Source organism: Allokutzneria oryzae, assembly GCF_042429765.1.
Lineage (GTDB): Bacteria > Actinomycetota > Actinomycetes > Mycobacteriales > Pseudonocardiaceae > Allokutzneria > Allokutzneria oryzae.
This window is the reverse complement of sequence record NZ_JBHLZU010000010.1, coordinates 347,275-363,465: the sequence shown is the minus strand read 5'-3', so window position 1 is coordinate 363,465 and position 16,191 is coordinate 347,275. Positions and strand designations below refer to the sequence as shown.

11 protein-coding genes are annotated in these 16,191 nt (G+C 71.0%); 8 read left to right on the top strand and 3 right to left on the bottom strand.

The features are described from left to right. The first annotated feature begins 3 nt into the window (after nucleotides 1-3). Nucleotides 4-1,371: an ABC transporter permease gene (locus ACFFQA_RS13035; RefSeq protein WP_377852277.1), complete on the top strand. Its 1,368-nt coding sequence runs from the start codon at nucleotides 4-6 to the stop codon at nucleotides 1,369-1,371. Between the two features lie 66 nt (nucleotides 1,372-1,437). Here the strand turns inward: ACFFQA_RS13035 and ACFFQA_RS13030 are convergent, their stop codons facing one another. Further along, entirely contained in the window at nucleotides 1,438-2,574 is a 1,137-nt protein-coding gene (locus ACFFQA_RS13030) for a nucleotide disphospho-sugar-binding domain-containing protein (protein WP_377852058.1), read from the bottom strand. Nucleotides 2,575-2,960: 386 nt separating this feature from the next. Between ACFFQA_RS13030 and ACFFQA_RS13025 the strand changes: the two genes are divergently transcribed. The 7 genes from ACFFQA_RS13025 to ACFFQA_RS12995 all read left to right on the top strand — a co-directional run bounded on the left by ACFFQA_RS13025 (nucleotide 2,961) and on the right by ACFFQA_RS12995 (nucleotide 13,650). Next, entirely contained in the window at nucleotides 2,961-3,173 is a 213-nt protein-coding gene (locus ACFFQA_RS13025) for a hypothetical protein (protein WP_377852057.1), read from the top strand. A 5-nt stretch (nucleotides 3,174-3,178) separates the two neighbouring features. Then, nucleotides 3,179-3,805: a hypothetical protein gene (locus tag ACFFQA_RS13020; RefSeq protein WP_377852056.1), complete on the top strand. Its 627-nt coding sequence runs from the start codon at nucleotides 3,179-3,181 to the stop codon at nucleotides 3,803-3,805. Nucleotides 3,806-3,904: 99 nt separating this feature from the next. Next, nucleotides 3,905-4,861 carry an ABC transporter ATP-binding protein gene (locus ACFFQA_RS13015; protein ID WP_377852055.1) on the top strand — a complete coding sequence of 319 codons (957 nt, stop codon included), beginning with the start codon at nucleotides 3,905-3,907 and terminating at the stop codon, nucleotides 4,859-4,861. Then, nucleotides 4,858-5,694: an ABC transporter permease gene (locus tag ACFFQA_RS13010; protein ID WP_377852054.1), complete on the top strand. Its 837-nt coding sequence runs from the start codon at nucleotides 4,858-4,860 to the stop codon at nucleotides 5,692-5,694. The genes ACFFQA_RS13015 and ACFFQA_RS13010 overlap by 4 nt, the downstream gene beginning before the upstream one ends. 30 nt (nucleotides 5,695-5,724) lie before the next feature. Next, nucleotides 5,725-9,546 carry an ABC transporter ATP-binding protein gene (locus tag ACFFQA_RS13005; RefSeq protein ID WP_377852053.1) on the top strand — a complete coding sequence of 1,274 codons (3,822 nt, stop codon included), beginning with the start codon at nucleotides 5,725-5,727 and terminating at the stop codon, nucleotides 9,544-9,546. 166 nt (nucleotides 9,547-9,712) lie between these two features. Beyond that, nucleotides 9,713-13,399 carry a multifunctional oxoglutarate decarboxylase/oxoglutarate dehydrogenase thiamine pyrophosphate-binding subunit/dihydrolipoyllysine-residue succinyltransferase subunit gene (locus ACFFQA_RS13000; protein WP_377852052.1) on the top strand — a complete coding sequence of 1,229 codons (3,687 nt, stop codon included), beginning with the start codon at nucleotides 9,713-9,715 and terminating at the stop codon, nucleotides 13,397-13,399. Nucleotides 13,400-13,476: 77 nt separating this feature from the next. Then, on the top strand, nucleotides 13,477-13,650 hold the full coding sequence (locus ACFFQA_RS12995; RefSeq protein WP_377852051.1) for a DUF6104 family protein: 174 nt from the start codon (nucleotides 13,477-13,479) through the stop codon (nucleotides 13,648-13,650). Between the two features lie 75 nt (nucleotides 13,651-13,725). Here ACFFQA_RS12995 and hutI read toward each other — a convergent pair whose 3' ends face one another. Together hutI and ACFFQA_RS12985 are read right to left on the bottom strand one after the other, a co-directional pair. Continuing rightward, nucleotides 13,726-14,883, bottom strand: a complete 1,158-nt coding sequence (gene hutI / locus ACFFQA_RS12990) for an imidazolonepropionase (protein ID WP_377852050.1) — start codon at nucleotides 14,881-14,883, stop codon at nucleotides 13,726-13,728. Further along, on the bottom strand, nucleotides 14,880-16,187 hold the full coding sequence (locus ACFFQA_RS12985; protein WP_377852049.1) for a formimidoylglutamate deiminase: 1,308 nt from the start codon (nucleotides 16,185-16,187) through the stop codon (nucleotides 14,880-14,882). The genes hutI and ACFFQA_RS12985 overlap by 4 nt, the downstream gene beginning before the upstream one ends. Between the last annotated feature and the right edge of the window lie 4 nt (nucleotides 16,188-16,191).

Below are 16,191 nucleotides of genomic sequence, written 5' to 3'. Positions count from 1 at the left end.
CGGATGTCCGGCAAGCTCCGGTCCTCCCTGATCATCGGCGGCCAGGGCATCCGCGCCCGCAAGCTCCGGACGCTGCTGTCCATGGTGAGCCTGTTCCTCGGTGTGCTGGCCGTGGTCACCGTGCAGGCGGGCGGTCAGGTCGCCGAACGCGCCATGCTGGCCGACATCGAGATGTCGCAGGGAAGGGACGGCACGGCGGTGCTCTCCCTGCCGCAGCACGACCAAACCTCGGTGATCACCAAGGAGGCGTTGCGGGGCAAGCAGGGCGCGGTCGCGGTGGAGACCACGACGGCCACCCTCGGTGAGCCGAACGTGACCCCGCTCAACCCCGGCGCCATGTCGCTCAACCCGAAGTACGGCGGCTCCTACGGCGGCAGCTCGCGCTACACCTACACCTGCGACGCCAGCGGGGCGTGCACCAGCAAACCCAGGACCGACAAGGAACCGCCGAAGGGCGCCGCGATCGAGCTGCGGATGACCAAGCTCGTCGGTGACATCCGCCAGTTCCGGCCGTACCGGATGGTCTCGGGACAATGGCTGGACCTCGACTCCGCCCCGTCGCTGTCCCCGCGCATCGTGGTCAACCTCGGTGCCGCGGAGGGCTTCAAGAACAACAGGATCCCGGCGGAGCTGCGCGTCGAGGGCGCGCTGAAGAACTCCACGCCGCAGATCATCGGGGTCGTCGACGACGGGCAGGAGTACAGCGCCAACGCCTACGTGCGGGCGGACGAGCTGGACAACTGGATGCCCGCTCCCGCGGCCACCCCCGCGCCCGCGAACAAGACCGGCACCAGCGGCATGGGCTCCTACGGCAACAGCGGCCGTGGCTCCCAGATGGTCTACCTCACCCCCGGCAACGACGGCGTCGAGCAGACGTTGCGGGCCCGGCTCGCCGCGGCGGGCGCGGACGTCGAGAGCATGCACTCCCAGGTCATCAACGCCAAGAAGCGGATGGCCTCGCAGATCAACCTGATGAAGATGATCTTCCTCGGCATGGCCAGCCTGGTGCTGCTGATCGGCGTCGCCGGGATCCTCAACGTCGGCCTGGCGACGGTCGGCGAACGGGTCGAGGAGTTCGCGCTGCGCAGGGCGGTCGGCACCTCGCGGATGCTGCTCACCGGCATCGTGCTCGCGGAGACACTGCTGACCGGGCTGCTCACCGCCTTGGCGGCGATCGGCGCGGGCATGCTGGGCTTCGAGGTGGCCGCGTCGATGCTGAGCAGCAGGATGCCCACGATCGCGGAGATGTCGTTCCCGTGGGAGGCGGGCATGGCCGGAGTGGTCGCCGGTCTGGTCGCGGGCCTGCTCGGCGGCCTCATCCCCGCGCTCCGGGCCGCGCGCATCCCCATCTCCACCGTGATGCGCGCCTGACCACGACGCACGTCAGCGCCGGTTGTCGCACTCACCGCGACAACCGGCGCCGCTGTTTCTCCGGCCTCAGCCCACCAGGTCGACGAGCTTGGCCACGACCTCCGACGGCAGCGGTCTGACCGCGTTCTCGGCGCGGAGCCGCTCGCACGCGGCCCGCATCTCCTTGTCCTCCAGCAACCGCGCGAGGTGCGAAGCGTCCACAGTGGACTCTTCGGGCCACAGGCCGATACCCGCGTCCCGCACCATCTTCGCGTTGTCGAACTGGTCGGCGCCGTGCGGGATCAGCAGCTGGGGCACCCCCACCGTCAGCGACGTGAAGGTGCTGCCGGAGCCGCCGTGGTGCACGATCGCGTCGCAGTGCTCCAGCAGGGCGTTCAGCGGGATCCACTCCGCGACGCGCACGTTGTCCGGCAGCTCGCCGAGCTCGGAGGCGTCGGTGCCGCCGAGCGCGAAGACGAACTCCGCGTCGACCTCGCGGGCGGCTTCGACGACCGCGCCCAGCGCGCCGACGCCGGACAGCCTGCCGACGACGGTTCCGAGGGTGACGCACACTCGCGGACGGTCCCGCTTGGCCAGCAACCACTCCGGCAGCACACCGCCTGCGTTGTAGGCCACGTAGCGCATCGGCCAGCCGAGCTGAGCCGTGCCGAGACCCGCCGTGGCGATGTCGATGATCGCGGCGGCCTCGGTCGGCCGGGTGGCGCCGTGCCGGTCGTAGGCCGCGGTGTGCTTGGCGAACATCGCCACCTCGCCGCTACCGCGCGAAGCACCGAAGTTGTGCTGCACGGCGGGAATCCCGAGCTTCGCGGCGACGAACGGGCCCGCGGAGTCCATCTGCTCGAACACCACCAGGTCCGGTCCCCAACCCTGGGCCGCGGCGAGCATGCCGTCGGCGAGCTGGTCGCCGAGCTGGGCGAACCGCTCCGCGACGATCTCCATCGCCTTCTCCGGCTGCTCCAGGAACAGCTTGCGCAGGCTGGCCCAGTCCCCGAACTTCGCCTGCTGCGGGGACGAGAAGAACTTCTCGACGTCCAGGTGCGGCGCGGCCTCCACGGCGGGCAGCCCGGCCTGCGCCGCCCGCTGCACCGCGTCGCCGGTGGTGGCCACCAGCACGTCGTGGCCGGCCGACCGCAGCGCCCAGGCGAGCGGGATCATCGGGAACAGGTGGCCGAGGCCGGGTGACGACGCGAACAGAACTCGCACGACTTCCTCCCTAGGTCGATGCCGCCATCAAACTCCCGACCAAAGAGTCTTCGCAAGTAAGATATTTCGAACCCGACGGGTGCACTGGCGGGACAGGAGAGGGAAGGAAGGGGCGGCCTGCTCAACCAGCCTGGGGGTTACCGGGAGCAGGCCGCCACGGTGGAGTTTACGCGGTAGCCACCAGCCCGGGTGCAACACCTAGGACACTTTTGATCAGGGACACCCCGGAAGCCGCAGTCCCGGGAGAGCCAATTGGGGCAACAGGGTGATTTTGCCGCCGTCGGCCTGTACGCCGCGGCACCCCCGGCCGATGTCTTGCCAGTGACCGAGCCGGGGTGTCCGAACGCGAGGGTTCGGCGGGCGCCGCGCGCAGATCCGGATCCGCGATGAGCGACCACGACCAGCGCTGGTGGGTCGACTGCGGCGATCCCTTCGGCAGGGACCGGTCGGTCACCGTGCTCGTCGAGGAGGACCAGGTGCTCGTGGTCGCCCCGCCCGGCGGCACCGCGGTGCTCTCCGCGCAGCAGACCCACCGCCTACACCGGACGCTCGGCACCGCCAGCGACGCCGCGGCCGAGACCGGGGACCCGAGAGGATGAGGCCGATGGAAGACCCGATGCGCCAAGCGGTGCTGATGCGGCTGGCCATGCTCGACCAGGCGGCCGAGACAGGCGACGCCTCCGCCCTGCTGCCGCTCGCGCGCGCCGAGCTCCAACGGCTGGCCGAGGGCTGGCGGCTGCTGCTGACCGTGCACCAGCGCGACGAGGACGGCCGCTGCCGCGCCTGTCCCAGCGGGTTGCGCAGGCGGCGCTGGCCCTGCCAGGTGTGGCTGATGGCACACCGGCACCTGATCGGCGACGGCACCACCCACCGCGAACGGCGCGCCTCGGTGCGCAACCCCTTCACCAGGCGGCTGCGCGCGGTCGGCGGTGTCAGCGACGTGGACGTGATCAGCGAGCAGGACCCGGCCGCGGTGCTCGTCCGCGCCGACGGCGACACCAACGCCGACGCCAACGCGGAGTTCGAGGTCATCGGCCTGGTCAAGGACATGCGCCCGGCCGACTCGGTGCGCGCCGAGGAGGACTTCCTCGTCGTCGAGACGATCGCGGCGGTCGAGGTGACCGGCCCGATCCCGGTCCCGGAGACCCCGGCCGAGACCACCGCCGAGATCCCGGTCGTCCCGGCGGCGCCCGAGGACGATGCGAAGCCCAGACACGCCCTCGACGAGTAGAACCGCACCACCCCACCACGCGGGATGCGGCAGGATGGCCAGGTCCCCGGCGCCCGAGCCGGGCCGCGCACTACCCGCAGAGCTCACGTGGAGGGACACGTGCACGACGGCACTGGCCGGATCGTGGTGCAGAACCTGACCAAACGGTTCGGGCCCGTCACCGCGGTGCAGGACCTCAGCTTCACCGTGGAGCCCGGCTCTGTCACCGGGTTCCTCGGTCCGAACGGGGCTGGCAAGACCACCACCCTGCGCATGCTGCTCGGGCTGGTCCGGCCCACCTCGGGCGGTACGACGATCAACGGGCAGCCGTTCGAGCGGCTGGGCAACCCGGCCACCGTGGTGGGCGCGGTGCTGGAGGCGCAGAGCTTCCACCCCACCCGCTCCGCGCGGGCCCACCTGCGCTGCTTCGCCGCCGCGGCCGGACTGCCGGACGAGCGGGTGGAGCAGGTGCTGAACCTGGTCGGCCTGACCACCGCGGCCAACCGGAGGGCCGGCGAGTTCTCGCTGGGCATGCGGCAGCGCCTGGCGCTGGCCACCGCGCTGCTCGGCGACCCGCAGGTGCTGGTGCTGGACGAACCCGCGAACGGGCTGGACCCGGAGGGCATCGCCTGGCTGCGCACCTTCATGCAGTCCTTCGCCCGCAGCGGGCGCACGGTCCTGGTCTCCAGCCACCTGCTGGCCGAGGTCGAGCAGACCGTGGACCAGGTCGTGATCATCAGCGCCGGGCAGACCCGCTACCAGGGCCCGCTGGAGAACCTGCGGAAGTCGCAGCGCAGCCGGGTGCTCGTCCAGCCCGCCGACGCGCACGCGCTGGTCGACGCGCTGCGCGAGGCGGGGCTCACCGACGTGGAGACCATCCAGGACGGCAGGCTCGCGATCACCGGGACGCACACCAAGCAGGTCGCCGACATCGCGCTCGCCGCGGGCGTGGCGATCTACGGCATGCAGGAGGAGCAGGCCGACCTGGAGCGGATGTTCCTCCAGCTCACCAGCGGCGTCCAGCAGCCGGACCAGGGACAGGGGCAGGCAGGCGGCTTCGGGGGCGGTGCGGCGTGAACGGGCTGGTGAAGGCGGAGTTCCGCAAGATCTTCTCCACCAACCTGTGGTGGGGCATGCTCATCCCCGGCGCGCTGGTCACGCTGGCCTTCGCCGCGGGCGGGGCCTGGCTGGGCACGCTGGGCATCAACATCCAGGACATCGACGGGCAGATCCCGCTCGCGCTGCCGACCTTCGCCAGCGGGCTGACCTTCGGCACCCTGTTCTCCGCGCTGGTCGGCGTGATCGCGGTGACCGGCGAGTTCCGGCACCGGACGATCACCACCACCTACCTCACCGCGGGCTCGCGGGACTCGGTGCTGGTGGCGAAGCTGATCGCGTACGCGGTGCTGGGCGCGCTCTACGGCGTGACGGCCGCGGTGTTCGGTTCGATCGGCGCGGTGCTCGGCTCCGGCGGCGACGGCTTCCCCAGCCTGGTGTCGTGGCTGGCGATCTGCGCGGTCGGGGTGATCTCCTCGGTGCTGTGGGCGCTGTTCGGCGTCGGACTCGGCTCGCTGGTGAGCAGCCAGCTCGGCGCCGTGCTCGGCCTGGTGCTCTACACCCAGCTCGCCGAGGGCGCGCTGTCGGCGATCCTGCGCTCCCAGGGCGCCGAGGAGATCGCGCCGTTCCTGCCGTACACGGCGGGCAACAGCATGACCATGGACCTCGCGCTGAGCCTGTTCTTCGGCGACCTGCCCGCCCGGTTGGCCGACTCGCCGCTGGTCTCCCAGCTGCGGGCGGGGCTCGCCGACGGCGGGCCGATCTGGTGGGGCAGCGCGTTGGTCTTCCTCGGCTACACCGTCGTCGTGGTCCTCGCCGGGTCGATGGTGGCCAAGCAGCGCGACATCACGTGACTGTCGGGGGCCGGGCATAGCCTGGATTCCGTGCCCGACCCCCACTCACCCCCCGCTCCCGGTTGGATCCGCCGACTCACCTCGGCGAGCTGGCGGCATCCCCGCGTGGTGCTCGCCTCCTTCGGCGCGTCCGCGCTCGGCGTGGGGTTGCAGGCGGTCGGGCCACTGCTGACCAAGGCTGCGGTGGACGACGCCGTCGCCGGGCGCACCGCCGACCTCGGCTGGCTGGCCGGGCTGCTCGCGGGACTGGCGCTGCTCGCGTTCTGCACCGCGTTCGTCCGCCGCTACCAGGGCGGACGGCTGTCCCTCGACGTCCAGCACGACCTGCGGCGCGAGGTCTTCGCCTCGGTGCAGCGGCTGGACGGCGGCAAGCAGGACGCGATGCGCACCGGCCAGGTCGTCTCGCGCGCGATCACCGACCTCCAACTGGTGCAGTCGCTGCTGGCGATGCTGCCGCTGGCGACCGGCCAGCTGGTCTTCGCCGTGGTGGCGCTCGGCGCGATGCTCTGGCTGTCCCCGCTGCTGACGGCGGTGGCGCTGGTCGTGCTGCCCGCCGTGGTGGTGATCGGCGTGCGCAGCAGGACGGTGCTGTTCCCCGCGACCTGGTCGGCGCAGCAACGCGCCGCCGACATCGCCCAGCACGTCGAGGAGACGGTGACCGGCGTCCGCGTGGTCAAGGGCTTCGGCCAGGAGGCGCGCGAGGTCTCCGGCCTGGAGTCGGCCGCGCAGCGGCTGTTCGCGGAGCGGATGCGCGCGGCCCGGCTGACCGCGAAGCCGTCCGCGCTGATGGCGGCGCTGCCCGCGCTGGGGCAGGTCGCGGTGCTCGGCTTCGGCGGGACGCTGGCGATGAGCGGGCAGGTCAGCCTCGGCACCTTCCTGGCCTTCGCCACCTACATCGCGGGCCTGGTCGGTCCGGCGCGGATGCTGTCGAGCCTGCTGGTGAGCGGCCAGCTGGCCAGGGCGGGCGTTGAGCGGGTCTACGAGCTGATCGACTCCCAACCCGAGGTGCGCGAGGACCCCGGCGCGGTCGACCCGCCCGCCGGTCCGCTCGCGGTGGAGCTGGACGGGGTCCGCTTCGGCTACACCCGCAGCGAGCCGGTGCTGGACGGGGTGTCGCTGAGCGTCGCCCCCGGCGAGACGCTGGCGCTGGTGGGCACCGCTGGCTCCGGCAAGTCCACGGTCTCCCTCCTGCTGCCGAGGTTCTACGACGTGCAGGACGGCGCGGTCCGGCTCGGCGGGCTGGACGTGCGGCGGCTGCGGACCGCCTCGTTGCGCGGCGCGATCGGCGTGGTGTTCGAGGAGGCGTTCCTCTTCTCCGACTCGGTCCGGTCGAACATCGCCTACGGCAGGCCGGACGCCACCGACGACGAGGTCGAAGCCGCCGCACGGGCCGCGGAGGCGCACGAGTTCATCACCGGTCTGCCCGACGGCTACGACACCCTCGTCGGCGAACGCGGGCTCACCCTCTCCGGCGGGCAGCGGCAGCGGGTGGCCCTGGCGCGGGCGTTGCTGTCCGACCCGCGGGTGCTCGTGCTCGACGACGCGACCTCGGCGGTGGACCCGGCCACCGAGGCGGCGATCCACTCGACGCTGCGCGCGGTCACCGCCACCAGGACCACGCTGCTGATCGCCCACCGGCGGTCGACGCTGGCGTTGGCCGACCGGATCGCCGTGCTCGACCAGGGGCGGCTGGTCGACGTGGGCACGCGCGCGGAGCTGGAGCAGCGCTGCGGCCTGTTCCGCGCCCTGCTGGCGGGGCCAGGCGAAGCGATCGAGGACCCGGAGGCGGCGCGCGCCGAGACCGACCTCGAACCGGGGCCGGACGGGATCACGCCGGCGTTGTGGCCGGCCACCGAGGCAGAAAACGCCGCGAACGAAACGTTCGCTGCGCGCATGGCCGGCTCTCGGCTCGGTACCGGCGGGCCCAGGGGCGGCGGCGGGATGTCCGGCGCGCTCGGCGCGCTGCCACCGACACCGGAGCTGCTGGCGCGGGTCGCGGCCCTGCCCGACGCGACCGACTCCCCGCAGCTCGGCGGCACCGACCCCCGCGCCCCCGATCCGGGTTTCCGGCTGCGGCGACTGCTGCGCGTGGTGCGGTGGCCGCTGGCGCTGGCGGTCGTCGGCGTCTCCGTCGACGCGCTCTCCTCCATCGCGCTGCCGACGCTGTTCCGGCACGGCATCGACAACGGCGTCTCCGCGGGCGTGTCCAGCGCGCTGTGGGCGGCGACGCTGGTCGGGGTCGCCGTCGTCGTCCTCGCCGCCGTCGTGACGGCGATCCAGACCGTGGTCACCGCGCGCACCGGCGAGACGGTGCTCTACCTGTTACGGGTGCGCAGCTTCGCCCACCTGCAACGGCTCGGGCTGGACTACTACGAGCGCGAGCTCGCCGGGCGGATCATGACCCGGATGACGACGGACGTCGACGCGCTCTCGACGTTCCTGCAGACGGGGCTGGCCACCGCCGTGGTCAGCGTGCTCACCGTCGTCGGCATCTCAGCGGCGTTGATCATCACCGATCCGGAGCTGGCGCTGGTGGCGCTCGCCGCGCTGCCGGTGCTGCTGGTGGCCACCCTGGTGTTCCGGCGGGTGTCCTCGGTCGCCTACGCGGAGGCGCGGGAGCGCGTCAGCGCGGTCAACGCCGACCTCCAGGAGAACGTCTCCGGCCTGCGGGTGGCCCAGGCGTACACCAGGGAGGAGCGCTCGGCGGCGGACTTCGCCGAGCGCAGCGACGCCTACCGGCGCTCCCGGCTGCGGGCGCAGCGCTACATCGCAACCTACTTCCCGTTCGTCACGCTGCTGTCCGACCTGGTGCAGGCGGCGGTGCTCGCGGTGGGCGCGTTCCGGGTCGCGTCGGGTGAGCTGACGCCGGGCGTGCTGCTGGCTTTCCTGCTGTACCTGGCGCTGTTCTTCTCCCCCGTCCAGCAGCTGTCCGGGGTCTTCGACGGCTACCAGCAGGCCAAGATCGGCCTGCGGCGCATCGGCGACCTTCTGCGCACCCCGACCACGGTCCCGCAGGCGGAGCACCCGCGCGAGACGCCCGGCCGGCTGCGCGGGGAGGTCGAGCTGCGCGGCGTCGGCTTCCGCTACGCGGGCACCGACCGGCCCGCGCTGTCCGGGATCGACCTCCACGTCCGCCCCGGGGAGACCGTCGCCCTGGTCGGCGCGACCGGCGCGGGCAAGTCGACGCTGGTCAAGCTGATCGCGCGGTTCTACGACGTCACCGAGGGCACGGTGCTGGTCGACGGCGTCGACGTGCGCGAGTACGCCTTGTCCGGCTACCGGAGCAGGCTGGGCGTGGTGCCCCAGGAGGCGCACCTGTTCTCCGGCACGGTCGCGGACAACGTCGGCTACGGCAGGCCGGACGCCGGTCCCGCGGAGATCGAGGCGGCGGTGCGCTCGGTCGGCGCGCTGCCGATGGTCGCCCGCCTGAGCCACGGCTTCCGCCAGGAGGTCGGCGAGCGCGGGCAGGGCCTGTCCGCCGGGCAACGCCAGCTCGTGGCGCTGGCGCGGGCGGAGCTGGTGGACCCGGACCTGGTGCTGCTGGACGAGGCGACCGCCGCGCTCGACCCCGCCACCGAGGCCGCCGTTTTGGCTGCGACCGAAGATTTGCTCGCGGGGCCGGGCGGCGGTACCGATCGGGTGGCTTCGCGGAGGACCACGTTCGTCGTGGCCCACCGGCTGGCCACGGCCGCGCGGGCGGACCGGATCGTGGTGCTCGCGGACGGGCGCGTGATCGAGCAGGGCACCCACGCCGAGCTGCTGCGCAGCGACGGAGCCTATGCGCGGCTGTGGCGGGCCGGGGCTTCCGAAGATCCGGCTGCTGAGCCGGCCACCGGCAGCGAAGTGGCTTGAGGAAGCCTTGAGGCTCCTACACTTCGGAATCGATCAGGTAAACGATTCTGTGAGCCAGCCCTCACCAGAGGAGTCCGACCGTGTACCACCCGTGCGACGCGGAGGGCTAGCCTTGACAACACCTGTGTCTGTACCCCGAGCAGATGGATAGAGGCGAGCAGCGGCCGTGTCCAGCAGCAGTACTGCGTCACAATTCGGCCCCAATGAGTGGCTGGTCGAGGAAATGTACGAGCAGTTCCTCAACGACCCCTCCTCCGTGGACCCCGCGTGGCATGACTTCTTTGCCGACTACAAGCCCACCGCCCAGAAGGTGGCGACCGGCAACGGCAGCACCACGACGAAGCCGGCTCCGGCGAGCCAGCCCGCGTCCGCCGAGGCGGTGAACGGAACGGCGGCTCCCGCCACGGCGGCGAGCCCGGCCACCAAGCCCGCCACCCCTGCCAAGGCGGCCGCCAAGCCCACGCCGACCAAGGCCGCGAACGCGGCGCCGGTCAAGCCCGCCGGCGCGGGCGAGGAGCACAAGCAGCTGCGCGGCGCCGCCGCCGCTATCGCGAAGAACATGGAGCAGTCGCTCAGTGTTCCCACCGCGACCAGCGTGCGCGCCGTCCCCGCGAAGCTGCTCGCCGACAACCGGATCGTGATCAACAACCACCTCAAGCGCACCAGGGGTGGCAAGGTCTCCTTCACGCACCTGATCGGCTTCGCCGTGGTCAGGGCGCTTGAGGCCTTCCCGAACATGAACCGGTTCTTCTCCTCGGTCGACGGCAAGCCGAACCTGGTGACGCCGGAGCACGTCAACCTCGGGCTCGCGATCGACCTGCCGGGCAAGGACGGCCAGCGCTCGCTGGTGGTGGCCTCCATCAAGGGCTGCGAGTCGATGAACTTCGCGCAGTTCCTGCAGGCCTACGAGGACCTGATCCGCAAGGCCCGTGGCGGCAAGCTCGGCACGGACGACTTCTCCGGCACCACGATCTCGCTGACCAACCCGGGCACCATCGGCACCAACCACTCGGTGCCGAGACTGACCGCCGGCCAGGGCGCGATCATCGGCGTCGGCGCGATGGAGTACCCGGCGGAGTTCCAGGGCGCCAGCGAGAAGGCCCTGGGCAAGATGGGCATCAGCAAGATCATCACGCTGACGTCCACCTACGACCACCGGATCATCCAGGGCGCCGAGTCCGGCGAGTTCCTGCGCCGGGTGCACCAGCTGCTGCTGGGCGAGGAGGGTTTCTACGACGAGATCTTCGCCTCGCTGCGCATCCCGTACGAGCCGATCCGCTGGGTCACCGACATCCCCGAGGGCGCGGTCGACAAGACCGCCCGCGTCCTGGAGCTGATCGACGCCTTCCGCAGCCGCGGCCACCTGATGGCCGACACCGACCCGCTGAACTACCGCCAGCGCAAGCACCCGGACCTGGACGTGCTCTCGCACGGCCTGACCCTGTGGGACCTGGACCGCGAGTTCGCGGTCGGCGGCTTCTCCGGCAAGGAGCGGATGAAGCTGCGCGACGTGCTCGGCGTGCTGCGCGACTCCTACTGCCGCACCATCGGCGTCGAGTACATGCACATCCTCAAGCCGGATGAGCGCCAGTGGCTGCAGGAGCGCATCGAGGTCCCGCACACCAAGCCGGACCGCGCCGAGCAGACCTACATCCTGAGCAAGCTCAACGCGGCCGAGGCGTTCGAGACCTTCCTGCAGACCAAGTACGTCGGGCAGAAGCGGTTCTCGCTCGAAGGCGGCGAGACCGTCATCCCGCTGCTGGACGCCGTGCTGGACAAGGCCGCGGAGCAGGACCTGGACGAGGTCGTCATCGGCATGCCGCACCGCGGCCGCCTCAACGTGCTCGCCAACATCGTCGGCAAGCCGATCTCGCAGATCTTCCGGGAGTTCGAGGGCAACCTCGACCCGGGCCAGGCGCACGGCTCCGGCGACGTGAAGTACCACCTGGGCGCGGAGGGCAAGTACTTCCGCATGTTCGGCGACGGGGAGACCAAGGTCTCGCTGACCTGCAACCCCTCGCACCTGGAGGCGGTCGACCCGGTCCTGGAGGGCATCGTCCGGGCCAAGCAGGACATCCTGGACAAGGGCGGCGAGGGCTTCACCGTGCTGCCGGTCCTGCTGCACGGTGACGCGGCGTTCGCCGGTCAGGGCGTGGTCGCCGAGACGCTGAACCTGGCCCTGCTGCGCGGTTACCGCACCGGCGGCACGCTGCACGTGGTCGTCAACAACCAGGTCGGCTTCACCACCGCGCCGGAGTCCTCGCGCTCCAGCCAGTACTGCACCGACGTGGCGAAGATGATCGACGCGCCGGTCTTCCACGTGAACGGCGACGACCCCGAGGCGTGTGTCTGGGTCGCCAAGCTCGCGGTGGAGTACCGCAAGGCGTTCGGCAAGGACGTCGTCATCGACATGGTCTGCTACCGCCGTCGCGGTCACAACGAGGGCGACGACCCCTCGATGACCCAGCCGGCGATGTACGACGTGATCGACACCAAGCGCAGCGTCCGCAAGGGCTACACCGAGGCGCTGATCGGCCGCGGCGACATCTCCGTCGAGGAGGCCGAGAGCGCGCTGAAGGACTACGCCACCCAGCTGGAGCACGTCTTCAACGAGGTGCGCGAGCTGGAGAAGCACCAGGCCGCCCCCAGCGGCTCGGTGGAGTCCAGCCAGGTGATCCCGACCAAGGTGCCAACGGCGATCAGCCGCGAGACCCTGGAGCTCATCGCCGACGCGCACGTCAACCTGCCGGAGGGCTTCAGCCCGCACCCGAGGGTCAAGCCGGTGCTGGAGCGCCGCGCGAAGATGGCCCGCGAGGGCGGCGTCGACTGGGCGTTCGGCGAGCTGCTGGCGTTCGGCTCGCTGGTCGCCGAGGGCCGCCCGGTCCGGCTGGCCGGTCAGGACTCCCGGCGCGGCACGTTCGTGCAGCGGCACTCGGTGCTGATCGACCGCAAGAGCGGCCAGGAGTACACCCCGCTGCAGAACCTCACCGAGGACCAGGCCAAGTTCCTGGTCTACGACTCCGCGCTGTCGGAGTTCGCGGCGCTGGGCTTCGAGTACGGCTACTCCGTGGCCAACCCGAACGCGCTGGTGCTGTGGGAGGCGCAGTTCGGTGACTTCGTCAACGGCGCGCAGCCGATCATCGACGAGTTCATCTCCTCCGGCGAGGCCAAGTGGGGCCAGCGCTCGGACGTGGTGATCCTGCTGCCGCACGGCCACGAGGGCCAGGGCCCGGACCACACCTCGGGCCGCATCGAGCGCTGGCTGCAGCTGTGCGCCGAGGGTTCGATGACGGTGGCGGTCCCGTCCACCCCGTCGAACTACTTCCACCTGCTGCGCCGCCACGCGCTGGACGGCATCAACCGCCCGCTGGTGGTGTTCACGCCGAAGTCCATGCTGCGCCTGAAGGCCGCGACCAGCCCGGTCGAGGAGTTCCTGGAAGGCAGCAAGTTCCACTCGGTGCTGGACGACCCGCTGGTGAGCGACCCCGCTGCGGTCCGCAAGGTCCTGCTCTGCAGCGGCAAGATCAGCTACGAGCTCAACGCCGAGCGGCAGAAGCGCGGCGCCACCGACACCGCCATCGTGCGGATCGAGCAGCTCTACCCGGTGCCGTACAAGAAGCTCACCCAGGCGCTGGAGCGCTACCCCAACGCCACGGACGTCCGCTGGGTCCAGGAGGAGCCGGCGAACCAGGGTGCGTGGCCGTACTTCGGCCTGGCGCTGCCCGAGCTCGTGCCCGACCGCCTCTCCGGCATCCGCCGGGTGTCCCGCCGTGCCATGGCGGCCCCGTCCGCCGGTTCCGGCAAGGTGCACGACGTCGAGCAGGCCGAGCTGATGAACAAGGCCTTCGAGTAACCTCAGCAGTTGTGCCACCGAGCCGCCGGGTCCCCAGGGATCCGGCGGCTCGGCCGTCTCCGAGGGGAGCAGTTGCGTTGTACTTCACCGACCGCGGCATCGAGGAGCTGGAGCAGCGGCGCGGCGAGGAGGAGGTCACCCTCTCCTGGCTCGCCGACCGCCTGCGCGCCTTCGTGGACCTGAACCCGGACTTCGAGACCCCGATCGAGCGCCTGGCCACCTTCCTGGCCCGCGACGACGAGGACGACTGACCTACCGCCATTCGCGGGCTTATGGACCGTTCTCAGCGCTCAAAAGCGTCCATAAGCCCGCGAATGGCCGGGTTGTTACGCGAGGCGGGTGCCCTTGCGGTAGACGGAGTGGGTGAGCGGGACTCCGGGGCGATAGGCGAGGTGCGTGGTCGAAGGCGCGTCGAGCACGTGCAGGTCCGCCCGCGCGCCCACGCGGATCACGCCGACCGCGCCGTCCCCGCTCTCGCGGCGCAACGCACGCGCGCCTCCCCAGGTCGCCGCGCGCACCGCCTCCGCGACGCTCATCCGCATCTGCAACACCGCTGTGGCGACACAGAACGCCATGGACGAGGTGTACGAGGAACCCGGGTTGCAGTTGGAGGCCAGCGCCACCGTCGCGCCCGCGTCGATCAGCGCACGGGCGTCAGGCAGCGGTTGGCGGGTCGAGAGGTCGCACGCGGGTAGCAGCGTCGCCACCGTCTCCGAGCCCGCCAGACTGTCCACATCGGACCGTGTGAGGTGGGTGCAGTGGTCAACGCTGGCCGCGCCGAGTTCCACCGCGAGGCGCACGCCCGGACCCGGACCGAGCTGGTTGCCGTGCACGCGCAGCCCCAAACCCGCCGCCTGAGCGGCTTTCAGCACCTTGCGGGACTGCTGTTCGTCGAACGCGCCGGTCTCGCAGAACACGTCTGCCCACCGCACGAAGGGCGCGACCTCAGCCAGCATCTCCCCGCACACGAGGTCCACATAGGACTCCGCATCCGAACCAGCGGGTACCAGGTGGGCACCGAGGAATGTGACCTCGTCGGCGACTGAAGCGGCAATGCGCGCGGCACGGACCTCGTCGGCGACCGTGAGGCCATAGCCGGTCTTCGTCTCGATCGTCGTCGTTCCCTGACGCCGCGCCTCAGCGACGTGCAGCAGGAGGTTCTTCAGCAGCACGTCGTCGTCGGCCGCGCGGGTCGCTTCGACGGTCACCGCGATTCCACCTGCCTGGTAAGGCTTTCCGGCCATGCGCGCGGAGAACTCGGCGGTGCGATCGCCCGCGAAGAGCAGGTGGGTGTGGCTGTCCACCCAGCCCGGCAGAACGGCGCGGCCACCGACATCGACCCGCTCGTCGGCGTCCGGAGCAGCGGTCGCCGCGCCCACCCACGCCACGCGCTCGCCGTCGAGCACCACTGCCGCCTCGGCCAGCTCGCCCAGCTCGTCGTCGTTCGTCGTCAGCTCGCCGATACCGGTGATCAGGATGCTCACGTCCACAGCCCTTCGATCGCGTCGTTCAACAGCCTGCCGACATCGCCCAGCCGCTCGTGCCACCCGTCGCGCGCCACCACGACACCCGAGCTGACCACAGTGTCCACATCGGACGCTGATGCGCTGAGCAAAGCCTGCTCCGGCAACGATCCCGCCGTGCGCGGACTGTCCAGCCGTACCTGGACGAGGTCGCACGGCGCTCCGACAGCGATGCTCCCGGCTTCCGTCCAGCCCAGAGCGCCGTGACCGGCTCTTGTCGAAGCGGTCATGAGCTCCGGCAGGGTGAACCGCCCACGCTCCCCGGAGCGCAGGCGCTCGCCGTGCTCAAGCGCGCGGGCTTCGAGGATCGGGTCGATCACCGCGTGCTGATCGCTGCCGAGGCTCAGGGGACTACCCGCGTCCACCAGCTCGCGGGCCGGACCGATCCCGTCAGCCAGGTCCGCTTCTGTGGTGGGACAGAAGCACGCTCCGGTCCTGGTGTTCCCCAACAACTCGATGTCGTGAGCCGTCAGGTGCGTTGCGTGAACTGCGACTGTGCGCGGCGACAGCACCCCTGCTTCGTGCAGGAGCTGTGTGGGCGTCAAGCCGTATGCAGCCTGGCAAGCCTCGTTCTCCGCAGGCTGTTCCGACAGATGCACGTGCAGCGGGCGATCTATTGAGATGCCCTCCGCGACGTCGGCCAGGGAGGAGCGGGGAACAGCCCGCACGGAGTGGATCGCCCCGCCGACACGAGTGTTCGAGTCCTCCCGGAACGCAGCGACTCGCTCCGCCCAGCGGTCAGCGGTTTGGTCACCGAAACGCAACTGCGTCTCGTTCAGCGGCTCGCCGATACCCCCTGCGAGATAACAGGTGTCGAGCAGCGTGAGCCGCACACCAGCCTCGGCCGCCGCCTGGCGCAGGGCCTCACTCATCGCGTTGGGATCGGCGTAGGCACGCCCACCTTCCGCGTGGTGCAGGTAGTGGAACTCACCCACGCACGTCACACCGGCGATCGCCATCTCGGCATATGCGGCGCGGGCGAGCGCGAGGTAGCTGTCCGGATCAAGACGTTGCGCGAGCGCGTACATCCCCGTGCGCCAAGTCCAGAAAGTCCCGCCGTCTCCGTGGGTGCGCCCTCTCAGCGCGCGGTGGAAGGCATGTGAATGGGCGTTGGCGAAGCCGGGGAGCACAAGTCCGCCAAGCCTTTCCGCTCCTTCCGCAGGAGCCCCGGCCACCACTGAGGTGATGATCCCGCCGGTTTCCTCCACCAGCACGCTGCTGGCGACCGCGCCATCAAGCCACGCCGACTCACACCAGAACCGCATACCA

Excerpts from the sequence above, each read along its gene's own strand:
- ACFFQA_RS13035 (WP_377852277.1), top strand. The coding sequence starts at position 4 with ATGTCCGGCAAGCTCCGGTCCTCCCTGATCATCGGCGGCCAGGGCATC.
- ACFFQA_RS13025 (WP_377852057.1), top strand. The coding sequence starts at position 2,961 with ATGAGCGACCACGACCAGCGCTGGTGGGTCGACTGCGGCGATCCCTTC.
- ACFFQA_RS13020 (WP_377852056.1), top strand. The coding sequence starts at position 3,179 with ATGGAAGACCCGATGCGCCAAGCGGTGCTGATGCGGCTGGCCATGCTC.
- ACFFQA_RS12985 (WP_377852049.1), bottom strand. The coding sequence starts at position 16,187 with ATGCGGTTCTGGTGTGAGTCGGCGTGGCTTGATGGCGCGGTCGCCAGC.